The sequence below is a fragment of the Chryseobacterium sp. CCNWLW53 genome, from assembly GCF_037083525.1.
GTDB classification, from domain to species: Bacteria; Bacteroidota; Bacteroidia; order Flavobacteriales; family Weeksellaceae; genus Chryseobacterium; species Chryseobacterium lathyri.
The window spans coordinates 765,633-783,290 of sequence record NZ_JBAOJR010000003.1; the positions used below are offsets into that span (position 1 = coordinate 765,633).

The following is a 17,658-nucleotide window of genomic DNA, read 5'->3' on the forward strand; positions in this document are numbered from 1 at the left end:
AATTAAGGCAAAAAAGTAATTTAAGAAACTGATATGGTTTACAAGATCCGCGTAATATTAGATGCGAAAGAGGATATTTTCCGTGATATTGAAGTAAAGGGAAAACAATCACTATGGAACTTACATTTGGGAATTAAAAGTGCGTTCAGTCTGCAAGGAGACGAACTTTCCACTTTTAATATGTTGGAAGACGACGGAACAATAATTAAAAGCGTTCCCCTGGAAGATATGAGTGACGATGGTGATGGCGAAATTATGTCGGACGTGTACATTGATGAAGCTTTTGGAAATGTAGGCGACAAAGCTCAGTTCCAGTATGGGCTTCTTGATCTTTGGGAACTGTATTGTGAGCTTGTAGAAATCATCGAAGAAACAAAAGGAGTTAATTATCCTATCACGGTATACAGATTTGGAAACGTTCCGTTAAAGGCACCAAGCAAAGGCGGAGGATCCAAGAAAAGATCAGCAATGCCATTGATGGATGATGATTTCAGTTTCGAGGATGACTTTGGAGGAAGTACAAATTTTGAAGATGAGGATGACGACAGTTTCGATGATGAAGAAGAAGAAAACTACGATGACGATGTTTTCGAAGAGGATGATGATAACGATGATGAAAGATAACATCTGAACAATATAAGGCCCCGGATTCTGTCCGGGGCTTTTTTATGTCAGCTGTTGCAGGTAAATTGTGAATTTTGCTTCGCAAGTGAATCATGAATTTTAAAGATCTGTAATTTTTAAAATTTCTTAGAACCTGTTTAAATTTTATTCAATAAAAATTCTGGTGCAGAATAATTATTAAAGAAACATATTCCTCTCGCAGATTGACCAGATTTATTTCAGTTATAAAAATCTGCGCAATCTGTTAAATCTGCGAGATTTTAAAAATCTAAACAGCCTCTTATTCATCGTTCACTTTTTCAAACTTAAATTACTTTGCGAAGCAAAATTCACCATTGACTATTCACATTTTACCTTTCTCACTTCTTCACGTTCTCTGCTTCTAACAAAAAAACATTCCTTACTTTTGCTAAAAATAGATGAATGAAGAAATCAATTCTATTAGCAATAATTGGCCTGGGAATTGTTTCCTGTGCCACTCAAAACACTCAAAACACTATGGATCTGCCGAAGGAATGGAAGCACACGACCAATATTTACGAAGTAAACCTAAGACAATATACACAGGAAGGGACATTTAAAGCATTTGAAAAAGAAATGCCACGTCTGAAAAAAATGGGAATCAAAACCCTGTGGTTCATGCCCATAACCCCCATTGCCCAGCAAAACAAAAAGGGAAGCCTTGGAAGCCAGTATGCAGCTTCAGATTACACGTCCATTAATCCCGAATTTGGAACCATGAATGATTTCAAACATATGGTGAACGAGGCCCATCGGTTGGGTTTTAAAGTTATCATAGATTGGGTGGCCAACCATACCGGCTGGGATCATGTCTGGACAAAAACACACCCGGAATTCTATCTGAAAGATCCTGATGGAAAATTTCATATTGCTTCAGGAATGGATGATATTATTGAGCTGGATTACAAAAACCAGGAAATGAGATTGGCGATGATAGATGCCATGAAATTCTGGGTAAAGGAAACGGGAATTGACGGTTTCAGATGCGATCTTGCCTCTTGGGTAGAAGTGGATTTTTGGCAGCAGGCACGCCCGGAAGTCGAAAAAATAAAGCCTCTTTTCTGGCTGGGAGAATTTGATGAAATCGAGAGCCCCGAATACGGAAAAGTATTTGATGCAAGCTATTCATGGAAATGGATGCATAAATCTGCAGACTATTATAAGAAAAATGAGCCTCTTCAGGAACTTAAAGATTTGTTGCAAAAATATTCCAATATCGGAGATGCTTCCATGAGAGCCTGGTTTACAGCCAACCATGATGAAAATTCCTGGAACGGAACAGAATACGAAAAGTATGGAGCAATAACCAAACCTATGGCTGTATTCTCTGCAACATGGAATGGTATTCCCCTGTTATATTCAGGCCAGGAACTTCCCAATATGAAAAGGCTTGAATTTTTTGAAAAAGATGTCATCAAATGGACCAATACCTACCAGATGGCAGAATTTTATAAAACTTTGCTGGAACTGAAAGCCTCCAATCCTGCATTAAGAGGCGGAGATAGCAACGTATCTACCTATCTTTTAAATACCACAGCCAACGACAAAATTCTGGCTTACGTCAGAAAGAACGGAAAAGATGAAGTGTTGGTAGTCCTGAACATGTCAAAAGAACCTGTAAACTTTACCATTGAGGACCAGAATCTTTCAGGAGTTTTCCGTAATGTTTTTGACAAGACCAAAAGAGATTTTGACAGCGGGAAAGATTTCACATTCAAAGTTTCAGACTATGCAGTTTTTGAAAAATAAATCAGAAATTAAACATTAAAAATCAGAAATATTTATATTCCTTTTATTTTTAAAAGAATATTAATCTTCTAAAATATTCAATAGGGGCGGGCTTTAGCCCGCTTATTTTATGCATATTTGTAACCGGTTTTAGCCAAAATTTACACGAAACTTCATGATATGAACAAACAGGAATTATTAAACATCATAAAAGCAAAGCTTACAGAAAAAATACAATCTTTTGAAAACCTGATTGCAGAAACCCGCGCTTCTAATAATGATACCAAAAGTTCCATGGGCGACAAATATGAAACAGGCCGCGAAATGCTTCAGCAGGAAATCAATAACCTTCAGCGGCAGCTTAATGAATCTTTAAATCAGCAATCTGTTATTCAAAAAATATCAGTTGAACCTTCAGATAAAGCTCAGATCGGAGCTTTGGTCAAAACAGATAAAGGTTTGTTTTATGTTGCTGTATCTGTGGGCGAAATTACTTCTGAAAAACAAAAAGTGATGACAGTTTCTGTAGAATCACCCCTTGTGAAAGCCATGTCAGGGAAAAAAAAGGGGGAGACTTTTGCCATTAATAACATGGTCCAGACTATTCAGCATATCTGGTAGAATTATCCTGTTTGAATTTTGAAGGTAAAATTTACTTCTTTTGATTGAAGATCAAAGACTCTAATAAACAAAGCATTCATGGAAATGGATGCTTTTTTATGATCCATGATACCCGTAAATCGTTTAAATTTTTCTAAATTTGAACCATAAAAAGCACTCTCAAAATGCAGAACTACCTGGAACTTTTACAGCATATTTTAGACAATGGAACAGACAAGACGGACAGAACGGGAACGGGAACCAGAAGTGTTTTCGGGTACCAGCTGAGATACGATCTGTCAAAAGGCTTTCCGATGGTGACCACAAAAAAAGTACACCTGAAATCTATTATTTATGAATTGCTTTGGTTTTTGAATGGCGATACTAATGTCAAATATCTCAACGACAACGGAGTGAGCATCTGGGACGAATGGGCTGATGAAAACGGTGATCTGGGACCTGTTTACGGCGCACAGTGGAGAAGCTGGCAGGGAGCCGATGGAAAAATAGTAGATCAGATCACTGAAGTAATAGACCAGATCAAAAAGAATCCCGATTCAAGAAGACTGATCGTTTCCGCTTGGAATGCCGCTGAAATACCCAATATGGCCCTTGCGCCATGTCACGCTTTGTTCCAGTTTTATGTAGCAGATGGAAAACTGTCGCTGCAGTTATATCAGAGAAGCGCTGATGTATTTCTTGGAGTACCGTTTAATATTGCAAGCTATGCCTTGTTGCTGATGATGGTGGCTCAGGTTTGCGATCTGGAAGTAGGAGATTATATTCATAGTTTCGGAGATGTTCATATTTATAACAATCATTTTGAACAGGTCAATAAGCAGCTTTCCAGAGAACCTAGACCACTTCCGGTTATGAAGCTGAATCCTGAGGTAAAAGATATTTTCAGTTTTAATTTTGAAGATTTTACCCTGGAAAATTATGATCCGCATCCGGGAATCAAAGCTCCTGTGGCAATTTAATTAATCGTATGAAATATAAAAGTGAAGCAAGGTCTTCACTTTTTTTATCTCAAAAAAAGACAGTTTGTGTAAAGATGAACATAAGATGATGTCACAACTGAGAAATCTTGATTTCTTCTGAAGACTATAGATAACTTTCCGGTACGTACTGTTGTAACAGAATCCTTAATTTTACTACTGATTGGAAAATTAATAATATGATTCTGAAAAGACTGTTTTTTGTGGCGACAGCAAGTATTTCATGTATGGCATTTTCTCAAAGTGCAAATAAACAGAAATTAATGGATTATCTTGATTCACTTTCTGTTCATCATAAAGTCATGGGAAGTTTTGCTATTGCAGAAAACGGACAATCTACTTTTCTGAAAACTACAGGATTCTCCGATGTTGCAAAACAGCAGAAAGCCAATATCAATACCCAATACAGAATAGGTTCTATTTCCAAAACATTTACCGCAGTACTTGTGATGAAGGCTGTTGAAGAAAAAAAACTATCCCTCGATGTTAAACTTTCCACCTGGTATCCGGAAATAGAAAATGCAGATAAAATTACCCTCGAAAATCTTTTACAGCACCGAAGCGGAATTCATAATCTAACGGATGAACAGGAGTACTGGAGCTATAATACAACAGCTCAGACAGAACAATCCCTGGTGTCAATCATCAAAAAATATAAAAGCGACTTTTCTCCGGGAACAAAATATGAATACAGCAATTCAAATTATATTCTGCTGGGCTTTATACTGGAAAAGGTCTATAAAAAAACTTATGCACAGTTGCTTAAGGCTAAAATTACAAATCCTCTGAAGTTAACACTGACGGAAGTGGGCGGAAAGATTGATCCTTCCAAAAACCAGGCCCTTTCTTATACCTACTCCGGTGGAAGTTATCAGCCGTGGCAGGAAACAGATATGAGCATTCCTGTTGGTGCAGGAAATATCATTTCTACCCCTACAGAACTTCTGAAGTTTATCACTGCTCTGGAAAACGGAAAGCTCATCAATAAAACCAGCCTTTCCCGGATGAAAAATTTTATCGACGGCTATGGCTATGGAATTGCACAGGTACCTTTTGAAAAATATTCGGGGTATGGACATAACGGGGGAATTGATCAGTTCCGATCAGTACTGTATTATTTTCCTGAGCTGAAAGTAGCAGTGAGTGCCATCACCAATCAATCAGACTATGATAATAACGATATTTCGATCAAAATGATCCAGACAGCTATTGGAAAAGATTTTAAAATGCCTAATTTTAAAGAAGTTTCTGTAGCAGCTGAAATTCTGAAAAAATATGAAGGGCTTTACAAGACAGAAGGCTTTCCATTGGATATAAAAATATTTCAGCAAGAAGGAAAGCTGATGGGGCAGGCTACAGGACAGGGCGCATTTCCACTGGAAGCAGTCTCTGAAAGCGAATTTAAGTTTGAAATGGCAGGCATTAAAATGAAGTTCAATGCTGAGAAAGGAACTATGGACTTCTCACAAGGAGCCAATAATTTTACCTTTAAGAAACAATAAAATGAAATATTTAAAAATCAATACAGAAGACAATGCAGACCTTGCAGCACTTCAAAATGCAGTTCTACAACTGAAAGGTGTAGCTTCGGCAGAGATCGTTGATGATGAAAACCCCGAAAGTGAACTGAAAAAAGCTTTTGCCAAAACCAAGGAACAGCTCAAAAAAGGAGACTACGAGACCTTAGTTAATGATATTTTTGATATAATAACAAAAAATAATTCTAAAAAATAATACAGTAATACATGAAAAAGGCGATTTTGTCCATTGCTATACTCGGAATTTTCTTTTCCGCGAACGTATCAGCACAGACCGAAACTTCAGGAAGGGAAAAGGCTTACAGAGCCACACACACGAAAGTAACGGAACTTAAACATACTAAGCTTAAAGTCAATTTTGATTATCAGAAAGAACAGATGGGAGGGGAAGAATGGCTGACAGCCTCTCCGTATTTCTACCCTTCCAATGAGTTGACACTTGATGCAAAAGGAATGCTGATTCATGAAGTAGCTCTTGACAACAACGGAAAAAGATCACCTCTGAAATATGAATATAAAGATGACATCCTGAAAATCAATCTGGACAAAACCTATCAGAAAAATCAGGAATATACGGTGTACATCAAATATACCGCACGACCTAATGAAGTAAAACAGAAAGGAAGTATGGCCATCAATGATGCCAAAGGTCTTTATTTCGTCAATGCACAGAGACAGGATCCGGATATGCCTACACAAATCTGGACACAAGGGGAAACAGAATCTTCTTCTGCATGGTTCCCAACAATCGATAAACCGAATCAGAAGACTACCCAGGAGATCTATATGACCGTTCCTGATAAATATGTAACGCTTTCCAACGGAATTCTAAAAGATTCACAGAAAGAAGGAAATAATTTAAGAACAGACCATTGGGTAATGGATAAAAGACATGCCACTTATCTGTTCTTCATGGGCGTAGGAGAATATGCCATCGTTAAAGATAAATGGAAAAATATTCCGGTAGATTATTATATCGAAAAAGAATACGAACCTTATGCTAAACAGATCTACGGAAATACTCCGGAAATGATCGAGTTTTTCTCCAAAAAGATGGGTTATGATTATCCTTGGGCAAAATATGCACAGATCTCAGGAAGAGACTATGTGAGTGGTGCCATGGAAAATACAACAGCAACCCTACATGGAAGCGATATCCTTCAGAAGCCGGGGCAGCTGATCGATGAAAACAAATGGGAAGATACCATTGCCCATGAATTATTTCACCATTGGTTCGGGGATCTTGTGACGGCAGAAAGCTGGAGCAACCTTACCGTAAACGAATCTTTCGCGAATTATTCCGAATACCTTTGGAATGAATATAAATATGGAAAAGACCAGGCAGACTACCACCAGATGACCGATGTGAATATGTATATCCACAATCCTGCTGATTTCAAGAAAAACCTCGTGAGATTCAATTACGATTCCCGTGAAGATGTTTTTGATCTTGTGACCTATCAGAAAGGAGGTGGAATTCTTCACATGCTGAGAAATTATCTCGGTGATGATGCTTTCTTTGCCGGAATGAACGACTATCTGAAAACCAATGAGTATCAGAATGGAGAAGCACACCAATTAAGACTTTCCTTTGAAAAAGTTTCAGGGAAAGACCTGAACTGGTTCTTCAATCAATGGTATTTCGGAAGCGGAAACCCAAAGATCAATTACTCATTTACTTTCGAGCCGGTAAAAAAGCAGGTGGCCGTAACGATCAACCAGACACAGGAGCAGCCTTTTGAGTTTCCTCTTGCTATCGATGTGTATGACAACGGGAAGCCGAAAAGATATAACGTATGGGTAAATGCTGAAGCGAAGAATACATTTAACTTTGATGTTTCCAAAACTCCTGATCTTGTGAACATCAACGCAGACGGAATTTTACTGGCAGATATCACAGACACCAAAACTCCGGAGCAGAACCTGTTGCAGTTCACCAACTCCAAAGAATTTAAGAGCAGATATAAAGCTTTATCCGCTATAAAAGATCAGGTAGGCAAAAACCCTGCTGCTACAAAATTACTGGCTGCTGCGTTAAAAGATCCTTACTTCAGAACAAGAATCAAAGCGCTCCAGTTGATGGATCTTTCAAATCCTGAACAGATGAAGGCTTTGGGGGCAGATGTTGAAAAATTAGCCTCTAACGACCCGAAAACATTAGTTCAGGCTGCTGCCATTTCCGCATTGGCTAAAACTAAGGATAAAAAATATCTTCCAATTTTTGAAAAAGGAGTAAACGCTGTCTCCAATGCTGTAAAAGGAACTTCATTAAGCGCTGTTGTAGCTATTGACCCGTCAAAAGCTAATACACTGGCGGATAAAATTGACCTTGAAGGGGCTTCAGACGAATTATTGAGCCAGTTGCTTCCGGTGATTGTAAAGAATAAAGTAACTTCACAGATGTCCAATATCACTCCGCTTGTAGCCTTTTATCCATTTATTAAGTTCCAGAATCCGGAATTGGGTAAATCTGCAGAAGAAGGATATAACTGGATTATGAGCTCAGATAATCTAAAAGCTACTGAGAACATTACCAAAATAATCAGCCATGCAAAAGGTGAAATGGGAGATAATCCTCAGGTAAAAATGATGATTTCCCAGATGCTGAAAGACGGTTTAAGTAAAAAAATGGAACTTTTGAGACAGAATCCTCAGAATGCTGCAAGCATCAACAAACAGATTGATGCCATCAATAAAGCGATTGAAGATTTTAAATAAACAGATCATTAAAATTGACAAGAATATAAAACCGCTGTATCGAACAGCGGTTTTTTTATGATTTTTGTATTTAAAAGACAAATTATGCCTTAGAAATGAGGGCTTATTCAAACATCATTTTATAAATTCGTATAAAAATTAAGAATAAAATGACTTTTGGAATTGAGGCTGCGGGCTATTATGTGCCGTCTTTGTACTTAGAAATCAAAGACCTGGCGGAAAAAAGAGGAATTGAACCCGCAAAACTGGAAAAAGGATTAGGACTGCATAAAATGGGATTTCCTGATGTTCATGAAGATGCCGCTACCTTTGCAGCAGAAGCTTTGTTGAAACTGATCAGAGATCATAATCTCAATCCTAAAGATATAGCCAGGATTTATCTGGGAACTGAAAGTGCCCTGGATGCTGCAAAACCTACGGCTTCCTATGCCATGCAGATGATAGAGAAAGTTCTGGAAAAAGAATTTGGCGAAAGATGTTTCAGGAACTGCGATGTGGTGGATATGACTTTCGCCTGTATCGGAGCGGTAGATGCCCTTCATAATTCCCTTGACTTTGTAAGGGTGAATCCCGATAAAAAAGCAGTAGTTATCGCCAGCGATTATGCCAAATACGAGCTGGCTTCTTCTGGTGAATATACCCAGGGAGGAGGTGCAGTGGCCCTGCTTGTTTCATCAAAACCGGATCTTTTGGAGATTGAAAATAACTGGGGAGTAGCTACCGAAGGTGTTTTTGACTTTTTTAAACCAAGAAGAGGCTACAGCAAAGAAGATCTGAATTCAGCTCCCGAAACTTTCCCGGATAAAATTGAGATCTTTACGGATGAGCCGGTTTTTGACGGGCAGTATTCAAACCAATGCTATCAGGACAGGATCAGGGAAGCTTACCAGCATTATAAAGAAATTACAGGAAAAGATAAGCCTTATGAAGCCTGGAAATACCTTATTTTCCATCTTCCGTATGCCTTCCACGGAAAAAGAGTCTTCACAGAAATTTATAGCCTGGAAAAGGGACTTCCTTATGAAACTTCTGACGAGCAGAAAACGGTTGCGAAATCTGAAGACTATCTCAATTTTATCAGTGAAAAGATCGAAAGGTCTCAGCGGGCCTCCTCAGAAATAGGGAATATGTATACAGCTTCCATCTTTATGGCATTCCTTTCTGCAATACAGGTTGCTTTTGACAAAGGAGAAGAGCTGGCAGGTGCAGAAATAGGCTTTTTAGGATACGGAAGCGGCTCGAAATCCAAAGTTTTTGCCGGAAAAATATCCAAAAACTGGAAAACTGCGGCTGCCAAATGGAATTTATTTGAAAATTTAAAAAACAGAACGGCAGTTGATTTTGAAACCTATGAAAAACTTCATAGAAAACAGCTTCAGACTTCCGTTAATAAAAATTATAAAGGTTTCGGACTGACCTCAGTAGAAACTGATAATCCTGTTTTGAAAGGAGCAAGATATTATCATTATAAAGATTAAACTTATTTTCATAAGGTATAAAGCATTCCGTTTTGGGAATGCTTTTTTATTTAAAATATTACTTTATGATCTAATAATGTTCAGAAAATACTGATGAGGTTTGATAATTTTTCGGTGTAACACCTACCAGATGCTTGAAAACTCTAGTAAAATAATTTGTATCCGAGAATCCTGTCTGATAAGCAGTTTCCTTAATGCTGTTCTGCCCTGCGAGTAACTCCTTTGCTCTGTTGATCCTTTCCTGCAGGATAAAATCGTTGGGAGAAGTTCCCAGCTCATCTTTGAACATTTTAAAGAAATTGGACTTGCTTACATAAGCCAGTTTTGCCATACTGTCGATAGATAGCTTCTGATGCAGGTTTTTACGGATATAATCAACGGCAAAACCTATCCTGGATTTATTTTTAGCAATATTTTTTTCAACCATGCTTCTGGCCTGCGTCTGCATAAGTCTGATCAAAAGTTCTTTCAAAGCAAAATCTGCCATGATATCCTTCTGGGAATTGTCGTCCATTGCAATCCTCATGATATTGTTGGTAGCAGACGCTAAGGATTTGTTATTAAACAGGAAAAATTCATCCAGCTTGATATTCCATTGGGAAGTTTCATCCACTTTGGGAAGACTGTAATTTAAATAATTAAGCGAATTTTCTATAAATTCAGGATTAAGGCTTAAAGAAATACATTGGGTAGGAGATTCGTCTGCCTCAGGAAAATCAATGACCATGGTTTCACCGGGTGCAACGAGAATGCTTTCACCGGGAAAATAATCAAAATAATTTGTTTTATTATCCAGCTTCATATGCTTTTTGCCCCTTAGCATTGCTGTAAATGCGATGTTTTCAAAGTGAAGTTTCACACCGAAAGCTGTTTTGTGGGTTTCATAAATGTTAAATTCACAGTTGTTTAGATTGAATTTTGTCTGGTTTTCAACAAGGTTCAATAACTGGCTCTCCTTCTTTAATTCAGGAGTATTTAATAAAAATTTATTATTGTTATTCATTTCTAAACATTTTGTAAGACCCAATTACTCAAATATATAAATTTTAGCCCTAGACTGTTGTTAATAAAATTATAAAATTAACCATCTGCACTATTGTGATATTTTTTTACACGATTGTGCTATCACTTTTTCATCTGGAAATGTAATTTGGCATTACGAAAAAAATAAAATTACATTAATATGAGCACTATGACAGAACCGAAATCAGAAACCGCTTTTCAGTGGCCTGAATTCAAAAACAAATATGATAATTACATTGACGGTAAATTTACACCTCCGGTAAACGGACAGTATTTCAATGTAGTTTCGCCGGTGAATGGTAAAAACTTTACCCAAGTAGCACACTCTTCCAAAGAAGATCTGGAGCTGGCCGTAAATGCCGCAGACAAAGCATTCCGAACCTGGAAAAACACTTCATCTACAGAAAGAAGCGTTATATTAAACAAAATTGCAGACAGGATCGAGCAGAACCTTGAATACCTTGCCATTGTTGAAACCATCGACAACGGGAAAGCGGTAAGAGAAACGCTGGCTGCCGATTTACCTCTTGCTATAGACCATTTTAGATATTTTGCTTCCGTGATCCGTGCAGACGAAGGTTCTCACAACGAACTGGATAAAGACACTGTTTCGTTGATCGTTCACGAACCGTTGGGAGTAATTGCCCAGATCATCCCTTGGAATTTCCCAATATTGATGGCCGTATGGAAATTGGCCCCGGCTTTAGCTGCAGGGAACTGTGTTGTATTAAAGCCCGCTGAAAGTACTCCGGTTTCCATCTTGGTTTTAATGGAAATTATAGGCGATCTGCTGCCTGCAGGTGTTATTAATATTGTCAACGGCTTCGGAGCGGAGCTGGGAAGAGCCTTAGTGACTAATCCTAAAGTTTCAAAAGCAGCATTCACAGGTTCTACAGCTACAGGACGTCTTGTCATGCAGTATGCTACAGAAAATATTATTCCGGTAACCCTTGAGCTAGGCGGAAAATCTCCAAACGTTTTCTTCAGTTCCGTAATGGATGCTGATGATGAATTTCTTGATAAAGCAATTGAGGGAGCTGTTCTTTTTGCCCTTAATCAGGGAGAGATTTGTACATGTCCTTCAAGACTGTTGGTACAGGAAGATATAGCAGACGCATTCATTGCAAAAGTAATCGAAAGAGTAAAAGCGATCAAAGTAGGAAATCCGCTTGATAAAACCGTGATGATGGGTGCCCAGGCTTCCCAGATCCAGAAAGATAAAATATTGTCTTACATTCAGTTAGGAAAAGAAGAAGGAGCTGAGGTTCTTGTAGGTGGTGACGTAAACAATGTAGGAGAAAACTTAGAAGATGGATTCTATATCCAGCCTACCATTTTCAAAGGAAACAACAGGATGAGAATCTTCCAGGAAGAGATCTTTGGTCCTGTGCTGGCATTTACGACTTTCAAAGATGAAGAAGAAGCTGTAAAAATCGCCAATGATACCATCTATGGTCTTGGAGCAGGAGTTTGGACAAGAGATGCACACCAGCTGTACAATGTTCCGCGCCAGATCCAGGCGGGAAGAGTTTGGGTGAATCAGTATCATTCCTATCCTGCAGGAGCGCCTTTTGGAGGGTATAAGCAGTCGGGAATCGGTAGAGAAAATCATAAAATGATGCTTGACCACTACCGTCAGACCAAAAATATGCTGATCTCCTACAACAAAAACAAATTAGGTTTCTTTTAATTTTTAAATATTAGGGCGTGCCCGTTTGCCCCGGCAGAGCCGGGGCAAAACGGTCGGGCTTTTCCAGGGCTTCACTTTGTTTCGGTGCTCCATTTCATTCCGCACCGGCTCGTTCCTCGCCGCCCTTCCAATCCCTCACGCGAAAACTTAGCCATTATTCTGGAATTACAGTTTGCATTTTAATACATAATAAAATCAGAGATTTGAGGTAAAGCAGAGGACCATATGCTGATGATAATTTTTACGATTTGACATGTAAAATTGTTCAAAATGACAGCAGTATACAATTGTATCATAGATAAAATCTTTGCGTCCTAAAACAGCATGAGATAAAAACTTTTTTGCCTTTGCGATTAAAAAATATATTAAGAGAAAGAGTTGATCAATTAATCTTCGTACCTTAATAGAAACAACTCGTTTAAAAAGAAAGAAATGGAAGCGACAATATCCAGATTATCAGCAACAGAAAAAGCGCTTGATGTTATTTATCAACTGGAAGATAAATACGGCCCCCTGATGTTTTATCAGGCCGGCGGATGCTGTGAAGGCACTCAGCCACAATGCTTTGAGAAAGGCGGATTTTTTCCGAGAATGAATGATGCTATGATAGGAACCATCAACGGTCATGAATTCTGGATAGACCGCGATTTATTTGAATATTGGAAATATTCCCACTTTACACTGGATGTCACAGATGGATTCGGTCCGGGAGGTTTTTCTCTGGAAACTCCTTTAGGCAAGACATTCAAAGTCCAGTACAGACTTTTCACCAAAGAAGAATATGAACATCTGGAACCAGTAAAACGTAGCGAATAGAATATTGACTATCAACTGACCTTTGAAACAATCGGCTAGAGAAGACATATCAGATCAACTTAATCACTCAGAAAATAATTATTTAAACTATCGCAGATCAAGAGGATTTATAAGTATAGATTTGAACCAATCGTATAAATATGTATTATATCTGCTCTTTATTCTTTTCTCTTTGTTCTTTATTCTTTTTCTCTTTATCCCATCAGACCTTGACAAACCGGTTCACAAACATAGCAGCGACTATATCTCCCACAGCATTAAGAACCGTAGCTAAAGGATCCACCAGCGTCCCAATAATCATCACAGCCGGAATAGCTTCCTGTGGCAGTTTATAAACCGAAATCATCAGCATTTCACCAATATACCCGCCGTTCGGAATTCCACCGGCTACAATGCTTACAAAAACAGTGATTCCTAGTGCCAGCAATAAATTTGCAGGGTCAAAAAAGTCTTTCCCAATGATCAGAAAAGCAACATATATCTTGATAATGGATGACATGGAAGATCCGTTCTTATGCAATGTGGTTCCAATTGGAATAACCAGGTTGGCAATGGAATTCGGAATACCTATTTTCGAGGCAGCCTGAAGATTCGCCGGCATGGTCGCAAAACTGCTGCAGGTACTCAGAGCAGTTAGAGTGGGGTAGACTGCATTTGTCCAGAAACTTTTGATCCCCTTTTGCCCGTTCGCCATAAAAGCATACAGGGAAAAAAAGACAAAGAAATAAACGATTCCTGCAATATAATAAAGTCCTAAAGGTTTAGCATAAAAGCCAAAAAGCTGAGGTCCCAAAGTGGCTACCTGATAGGCAAAATAAGCTCCAAGACCAATAGGCGCAAGCTTCATGATCAATAAAAGAAGCTCTTTCATTACCTCATATCCGGAAGCGATAAAAACCCTGAATGGCTGTCCTTTTTCTCCGGCCTTGCGGGCTGCAAATCCGGTCATAAAAGCAAAAATAAGAAGAGCCAGCATATTTTGTCTTGAAAAAAGCTGGGTAAATTCTCCAACAGTAAAAAAGCTTACGATCCTGTTTCCCCAACTGTCTTCACTAACCGTTTCAGAAATGATTTCAGAACTGCCGGAAATCCCGGAAACTGGAAATACATAAACGACACAGATCGTAAAAATGGCTGCTGTCAAAATAAAAAACAGAAAAGTAAAGGACATTACTAAAATAATTCTTCCAAATTTAGACTGCTGTTCCAGCGACGCAATAGAATTGGAAACAGCGAAGAATACCAACGGTACTACACTCACAAAAAGGAGGTTCAGAAAGATATCTCCCAAAGGTTTAACATATTCCACAATATTGGGAGCAGTAATACCTATAATGCTTCCTGCAACAATTCCTAAGAGTAAAAGTATAATTCCTGAGTAGTTGTTCAGTACCTCTTTCATTCAATGCTTTTTATCAAAGATAGGTTTATTTTTAACACTCTCTTATATAATTTTCAGACTCAAATTTCATAAATTTGAGTAAATATCGTTTCTATGGCTTATATAGATTACTATAAAATTTTAGGCGTAGATAAAAGCGCAACACAGGATGACATTAAAAAAGCTTACCGTAAACTGGCGAGAAAGCTTCATCCTGATCTCAATCCGGGTGACAAAGAAGCTGAAAAGAAATTCAAAGAACTGAATGAAGCCAATGAAGTTCTCAGTAATCCTGAAAACCGTACAAAATATGATAAGTATGGGGAAAACTGGAAACACGGTGAAGAGTATGAAAAAGCTCAGCAACAGCAACGACAGTATCAGCAGCAGAACTATGGCGGCGGTGGATTTTCCGGTGCTGATTTCGGTGAGGGAGAAGATTTTTCAGATTTTTTCCAAAGTATGTTTGGCGGTGCCGGTGGTGGTTTTGGAAGAAGCTCAAGGGGAAGTTCTTCAGGAAAATTCAAGGGACAGGATGTTCATGCTGAATTAAATTTAAGTTTAAAAGATGCTGCCCAGACTCATCCGCAGACTTTTGATATCAACGGTAAAAAAGTAAGAATTACGATTCCGGCGGGGGTATATGACGGACAGCAGATCAAACTGAAAGGGCACGGAAACCCGGGTTTTAATGGTGGTCCAAACGGAGACCTGTATATTACTTTCAATATCCCCGTAGATCCTAATTTTGAAAGAATAGGAGATGATCTGAAAACCAAGGCTTCAATAGATCTGTATACCGCTGTTTTAGGAGGCGACGTAAAAGTGACTACACTGGACGGAAGCGTTAACCTTAAAGTGAAGCCGGAAACACAGAACGGAACAACGGTAAGGCTGAAGGGAAAAGGTTTTCCGGTGTATAAGAAAGAAGGGCAGGCCGGAGATCTTTTTGTGACGTATGAGGTGAAGCTGCCGACCCATCTGACAGACAAGCAGAAAGAACTTTTTGAACAACTTAAAAATTCCTAAGCCATGAATGAAAGAATATCACGGGAAGAACTCGTAAAAATATACAATATAGAGATCACTTTTTTTGATGAATTGGTAGACGAGGGTTTACTGCATGTAGAAACAGAGAATGATGTCCGGTATTTACTGTATGAAGACCTGCCTGTTTTTGAAAGGTTTACCAACTGGCATTATGATCTGGAAATTAATCTTCCCGGTCTGGAAGTTATTCATGATATGCTTCGGAAAATGGAAGATTTGAAGAGAAAAAATCGTGATTTACTGAATAAACTTTCTGCAATAAGTGACCAATATGAAGATATTTGATTTAGTTTTGTAATCTTTAAAAACAAATTAAATATTTCTGAGAAATGAATGGAGAGAAAATCATTAAATTAAATATAAACAGAAAGGATTTCGAGGAAATTTATTTCAGCGGTAACCAAGGAAGTTTGTTTTTTTCACAGACTACCAAAGGAAAAACCGTTACTACGGCAGTTGTAGGATTAATTCTGTTGATTCTGTTTTGTTTTAAAGATGATTTAAGCAAAGAAAAGTTTGGGATTCTATATTTCGTGAGCTTTTTGTTCCTGCTTTGTACGGTTTATCTTTCTTTAAGCATCAACAAGGTTTCCCGGTGGAAAAAAGAGGTTAACCGTTATCTGAAATCTCTGGAAGATTCTGAAATCTATGAGATCCGTTTTAATGATGATATTTTTAACGTTAATCTTAATCATCAGGAAGAGCTAAGCAAGTGGGAAGATTTCAAAGTATATGATATAAATAATTCATTTATTGCATTGGAAGGAAAATACAATTATATGTTTCCCGAAAAATCAATGAGTAAAGGAGATTACAGTAGCTTAAAACAGACCATAAAGAAAAACATCAAACAATAAAAAAATCAGAGCAAAACGCTCTGATTTTTTATTTATATAAAGATAAATTTACCTTCTTCGTTTTTGATTAATCCAACCAACCCATTTCCTTCATCCACTCGTCATTGTAGACTTTTCCTACATATCTTGAACCGTGGTCGTGAAGAAGAACTACAATCACATCATCTTTCGTGAACTGATCTTTCATCTGGATCAGAGAAGCAATTGCACTTCCTGCAGAATATCCGCAGAAAATCCCTTCTTCCTTAGCCAGTTTTCTGGCGTAGATAGCACCGTCTTTATCCGTTACTTTTTCAAAATGATCAATAACAGACATGTCATAATTCTCAGGAATAATATCTTCCCCAATTCCTTCCGTAATGTACGTATAAGCATGATCGTAATGAAGCTCACCGGTCTCATGAAATTCCTTCAGAATAGAACCATACGTATCAACACCAATTACTTTGATATTGGGATTTCTCTCCTTGAAGAATGTTCCGCAGCCCGTAACAGTACCTCCTGTTCCGGCACCCGCTACAAAATGCGTAAGCTTTCCATCTGTCTGTTCCCAGATTTCCGGAGCTGTAGATTCATAATGAGCCGCTCTGTTCGATAAGTTGTCGTATTGGTTCACATACCATCCGTTTTCTGTTTCCTTAGCCAGTCTTTTGGAAACTGAATAATAAGAACGCGGATCAGTAGGTTTCACATCAGTAGGACATACGATAACTTCTGCTCCTACAGCACGAAGGATATCACATTTCTCTTTTGACTGTTTGGAATTGGTTACAAAAATACATTTGTAGCCTTTGATGATGGCAGCAAGAGCCAGCCCCATTCCCGTATTTCCGGAAGTTCCTTCAATAATGGTTCCTCCAGGTTTTAATCTGCCGTCTTTTTCGGCATCTTCTATCATTTTAAGGGCCATTCTGTCCTTTACAGAATTCCCAGGATTGAATGTCTCTACTTTTGCTAAAACCAGAGCAGGAAAATCTTCTCCCAATACTTTATTAAGTTTCACAAGAGGGGTGTTTCCTATCGTTTCAAGAATATTTTTTGCGTATTTCATAAATGTTTTATAAGCGGTACAAAGATAAGGCTTTAAAAATTAGCTGTGTGATTTATGTGAATGGTGAATTGTTAATAATGAATTT

At 38.2% G+C, this 17,658-nt stretch carries 16 protein-coding genes; 13 read left to right on the plus strand and 3 right to left on the minus strand.

The features are described 5' to 3' along the window. The first annotated feature begins 33 nt into the window (after positions 1-33). The 8 genes from V6R96_RS12635 to V6R96_RS12670 all read left to right on the plus strand — a co-directional run bounded on the left by V6R96_RS12635 (position 34) and on the right by V6R96_RS12670 (position 9,705). Entirely contained in the window at positions 34-624 is a 591-nt protein-coding gene (locus V6R96_RS12635; RefSeq protein WP_111956848.1) for an IS1096 element passenger TnpR family protein, read from the plus strand. Between the two features lie 423 nt (positions 625-1,047). Continuing rightward, the gene (locus tag V6R96_RS12640) at positions 1,048-2,394 is read left to right on the plus strand and encodes an alpha-amylase family glycosyl hydrolase (RefSeq protein WP_336378751.1); all 1,347 of its coding nucleotides are present in this window, start codon (positions 1,048-1,050) and stop codon (positions 2,392-2,394) included. A gap of 159 nt (positions 2,395-2,553) precedes the next feature. Further along, positions 2,554-2,994, plus strand: coding sequence for a hypothetical protein (locus V6R96_RS12645; protein WP_336378750.1), 441 nt, complete (start codon positions 2,554-2,556; stop codon positions 2,992-2,994). A 164-nt stretch (positions 2,995-3,158) separates the two neighbouring features. Beyond that, a complete protein-coding gene (locus tag V6R96_RS12650; RefSeq protein ID WP_336378749.1) occupies positions 3,159-3,953 on the plus strand; it encodes a thymidylate synthase in 795 nt (264 codons plus the stop codon). Positions 3,954-4,150: 197 nt separating this feature from the next. Next, positions 4,151-5,473, plus strand: a complete 1,323-nt coding sequence (locus V6R96_RS12655; RefSeq protein ID WP_336378748.1) for a serine hydrolase domain-containing protein — start codon at positions 4,151-4,153, stop codon at positions 5,471-5,473. Between the two features lies 1 nt (position 5,474). Continuing rightward, positions 5,475-5,705 (plus strand): hypothetical protein, encoded by a 231-nt coding sequence (locus V6R96_RS12660; protein WP_111956852.1) that lies wholly within the window; start codon positions 5,475-5,477, stop codon positions 5,703-5,705. Between the two features lie 11 nt (positions 5,706-5,716). Then, on the plus strand, positions 5,717-8,227 hold the full coding sequence (locus V6R96_RS12665; RefSeq protein ID WP_336378747.1) for a M1 family metallopeptidase: 2,511 nt from the start codon (positions 5,717-5,719) through the stop codon (positions 8,225-8,227). Positions 8,228-8,376: 149 nt separating this feature from the next. Beyond that, entirely contained in the window at positions 8,377-9,705 is a 1,329-nt protein-coding gene (locus V6R96_RS12670) for a hydroxymethylglutaryl-CoA synthase (protein ID WP_336378746.1), read from the plus strand. Positions 9,706-9,775: 70 nt separating this feature from the next. Here the strand turns inward: V6R96_RS12670 and V6R96_RS12675 are convergent, their stop codons facing one another. Next, positions 9,776-10,708, minus strand: a complete 933-nt coding sequence (locus V6R96_RS12675; RefSeq protein WP_336378745.1) for a helix-turn-helix domain-containing protein — start codon at positions 10,706-10,708, stop codon at positions 9,776-9,778. Between the two features lie 180 nt (positions 10,709-10,888). Between V6R96_RS12675 and V6R96_RS12680 the strand changes: the two genes are divergently transcribed. Both V6R96_RS12680 and V6R96_RS12685 read left to right on the plus strand, forming a co-directional pair. After that, entirely contained in the window at positions 10,889-12,418 is a 1,530-nt protein-coding gene (locus V6R96_RS12680) for an aldehyde dehydrogenase family protein (RefSeq protein ID WP_336378744.1), read from the plus strand. Positions 12,419-12,850: 432 nt separating this feature from the next. Further along, positions 12,851-13,234, plus strand: coding sequence for a DUF779 domain-containing protein (locus V6R96_RS12685; RefSeq protein WP_111956862.1), 384 nt, complete (start codon positions 12,851-12,853; stop codon positions 13,232-13,234). Positions 13,235-13,436: 202 nt separating this feature from the next. On the opposite strand, the gene V6R96_RS12690 is transcribed toward V6R96_RS12685, so the two are convergent. Further along, a complete protein-coding gene (locus V6R96_RS12690; RefSeq protein WP_111956864.1) occupies positions 13,437-14,636 on the minus strand; it encodes a dicarboxylate/amino acid:cation symporter in 1,200 nt (399 codons plus the stop codon). A 93-nt stretch (positions 14,637-14,729) separates the two neighbouring features. Between V6R96_RS12690 and V6R96_RS12695 the strand changes: the two genes are divergently transcribed. The 3 genes from V6R96_RS12695 to V6R96_RS12705 are packed head-to-tail and all read left to right on the plus strand — an operon-like array spanning position 14,730 to position 16,522. Then, a complete protein-coding gene (locus V6R96_RS12695) occupies positions 14,730-15,644 on the plus strand; it encodes a J domain-containing protein (RefSeq protein ID WP_336378743.1) in 915 nt (304 codons plus the stop codon). A gap of 3 nt (positions 15,645-15,647) precedes the next feature. Continuing rightward, a complete protein-coding gene (locus tag V6R96_RS12700) occupies positions 15,648-15,950 on the plus strand; it encodes a chaperone modulator CbpM (RefSeq protein ID WP_111956868.1) in 303 nt (100 codons plus the stop codon). Positions 15,951-15,994: 44 nt separating this feature from the next. Continuing rightward, positions 15,995-16,522, plus strand: a complete 528-nt coding sequence (locus V6R96_RS12705; RefSeq protein WP_223559915.1) for a hypothetical protein — start codon at positions 15,995-15,997, stop codon at positions 16,520-16,522. A 67-nt stretch (positions 16,523-16,589) separates the two neighbouring features. Here V6R96_RS12705 and V6R96_RS12710 read toward each other — a convergent pair whose 3' ends face one another. After that, complete coding sequence (locus tag V6R96_RS12710) at positions 16,590-17,573, minus strand: PLP-dependent cysteine synthase family protein (RefSeq protein ID WP_223559914.1); 984 nt, start codon at positions 17,571-17,573, stop codon at positions 16,590-16,592. Positions 17,574-17,658: the final 85 nt, after the last annotated feature.

Bases quoted from the DNA above. Each gene is read 5' to 3' on its own strand.
- V6R96_RS12635 (WP_111956848.1), top strand. From the start codon at position 34: ATGGTTTACAAGATCCGCGTAATATTAGATGCGAAAGAGGATATTTTC.
- V6R96_RS12640 (WP_336378751.1), top strand. From the start codon at position 1,048: ATGAAGAAATCAATTCTATTAGCAATAATTGGCCTGGGAATTGTTTCC.
- V6R96_RS12645 (WP_336378750.1), top strand. From the start codon at position 2,554: ATGAACAAACAGGAATTATTAAACATCATAAAAGCAAAGCTTACAGAA.
- V6R96_RS12650 (WP_336378749.1), top strand. From the start codon at position 3,159: ATGCAGAACTACCTGGAACTTTTACAGCATATTTTAGACAATGGAACA.
- V6R96_RS12655 (WP_336378748.1), top strand. From the start codon at position 4,151: ATGATTCTGAAAAGACTGTTTTTTGTGGCGACAGCAAGTATTTCATGT.
- V6R96_RS12660 (WP_111956852.1), top strand. From the start codon at position 5,475: ATGAAATATTTAAAAATCAATACAGAAGACAATGCAGACCTTGCAGCA.
- V6R96_RS12665 (WP_336378747.1), top strand. From the start codon at position 5,717: ATGAAAAAGGCGATTTTGTCCATTGCTATACTCGGAATTTTCTTTTCC.
- V6R96_RS12670 (WP_336378746.1), top strand. From the start codon at position 8,377: ATGACTTTTGGAATTGAGGCTGCGGGCTATTATGTGCCGTCTTTGTAC.
- V6R96_RS12675 (WP_336378745.1), bottom strand. From the start codon at position 10,708: ATGAATAACAATAATAAATTTTTATTAAATACTCCTGAATTAAAGAAG.
- V6R96_RS12680 (WP_336378744.1), top strand. From the start codon at position 10,889: ATGAGCACTATGACAGAACCGAAATCAGAAACCGCTTTTCAGTGGCCT.
- V6R96_RS12685 (WP_111956862.1), top strand. From the start codon at position 12,851: ATGGAAGCGACAATATCCAGATTATCAGCAACAGAAAAAGCGCTTGAT.
- V6R96_RS12690 (WP_111956864.1), bottom strand. From the start codon at position 14,636: ATGAAAGAGGTACTGAACAACTACTCAGGAATTATACTTTTACTCTTA.
- V6R96_RS12695 (WP_336378743.1), top strand. From the start codon at position 14,730: ATGGCTTATATAGATTACTATAAAATTTTAGGCGTAGATAAAAGCGCA.
- V6R96_RS12700 (WP_111956868.1), top strand. From the start codon at position 15,648: ATGAATGAAAGAATATCACGGGAAGAACTCGTAAAAATATACAATATA.
- V6R96_RS12705 (WP_223559915.1), top strand. From the start codon at position 15,995: ATGAATGGAGAGAAAATCATTAAATTAAATATAAACAGAAAGGATTTC.
- V6R96_RS12710 (WP_223559914.1), bottom strand. From the start codon at position 17,573: ATGAAATACGCAAAAAATATTCTTGAAACGATAGGAAACACCCCTCTT.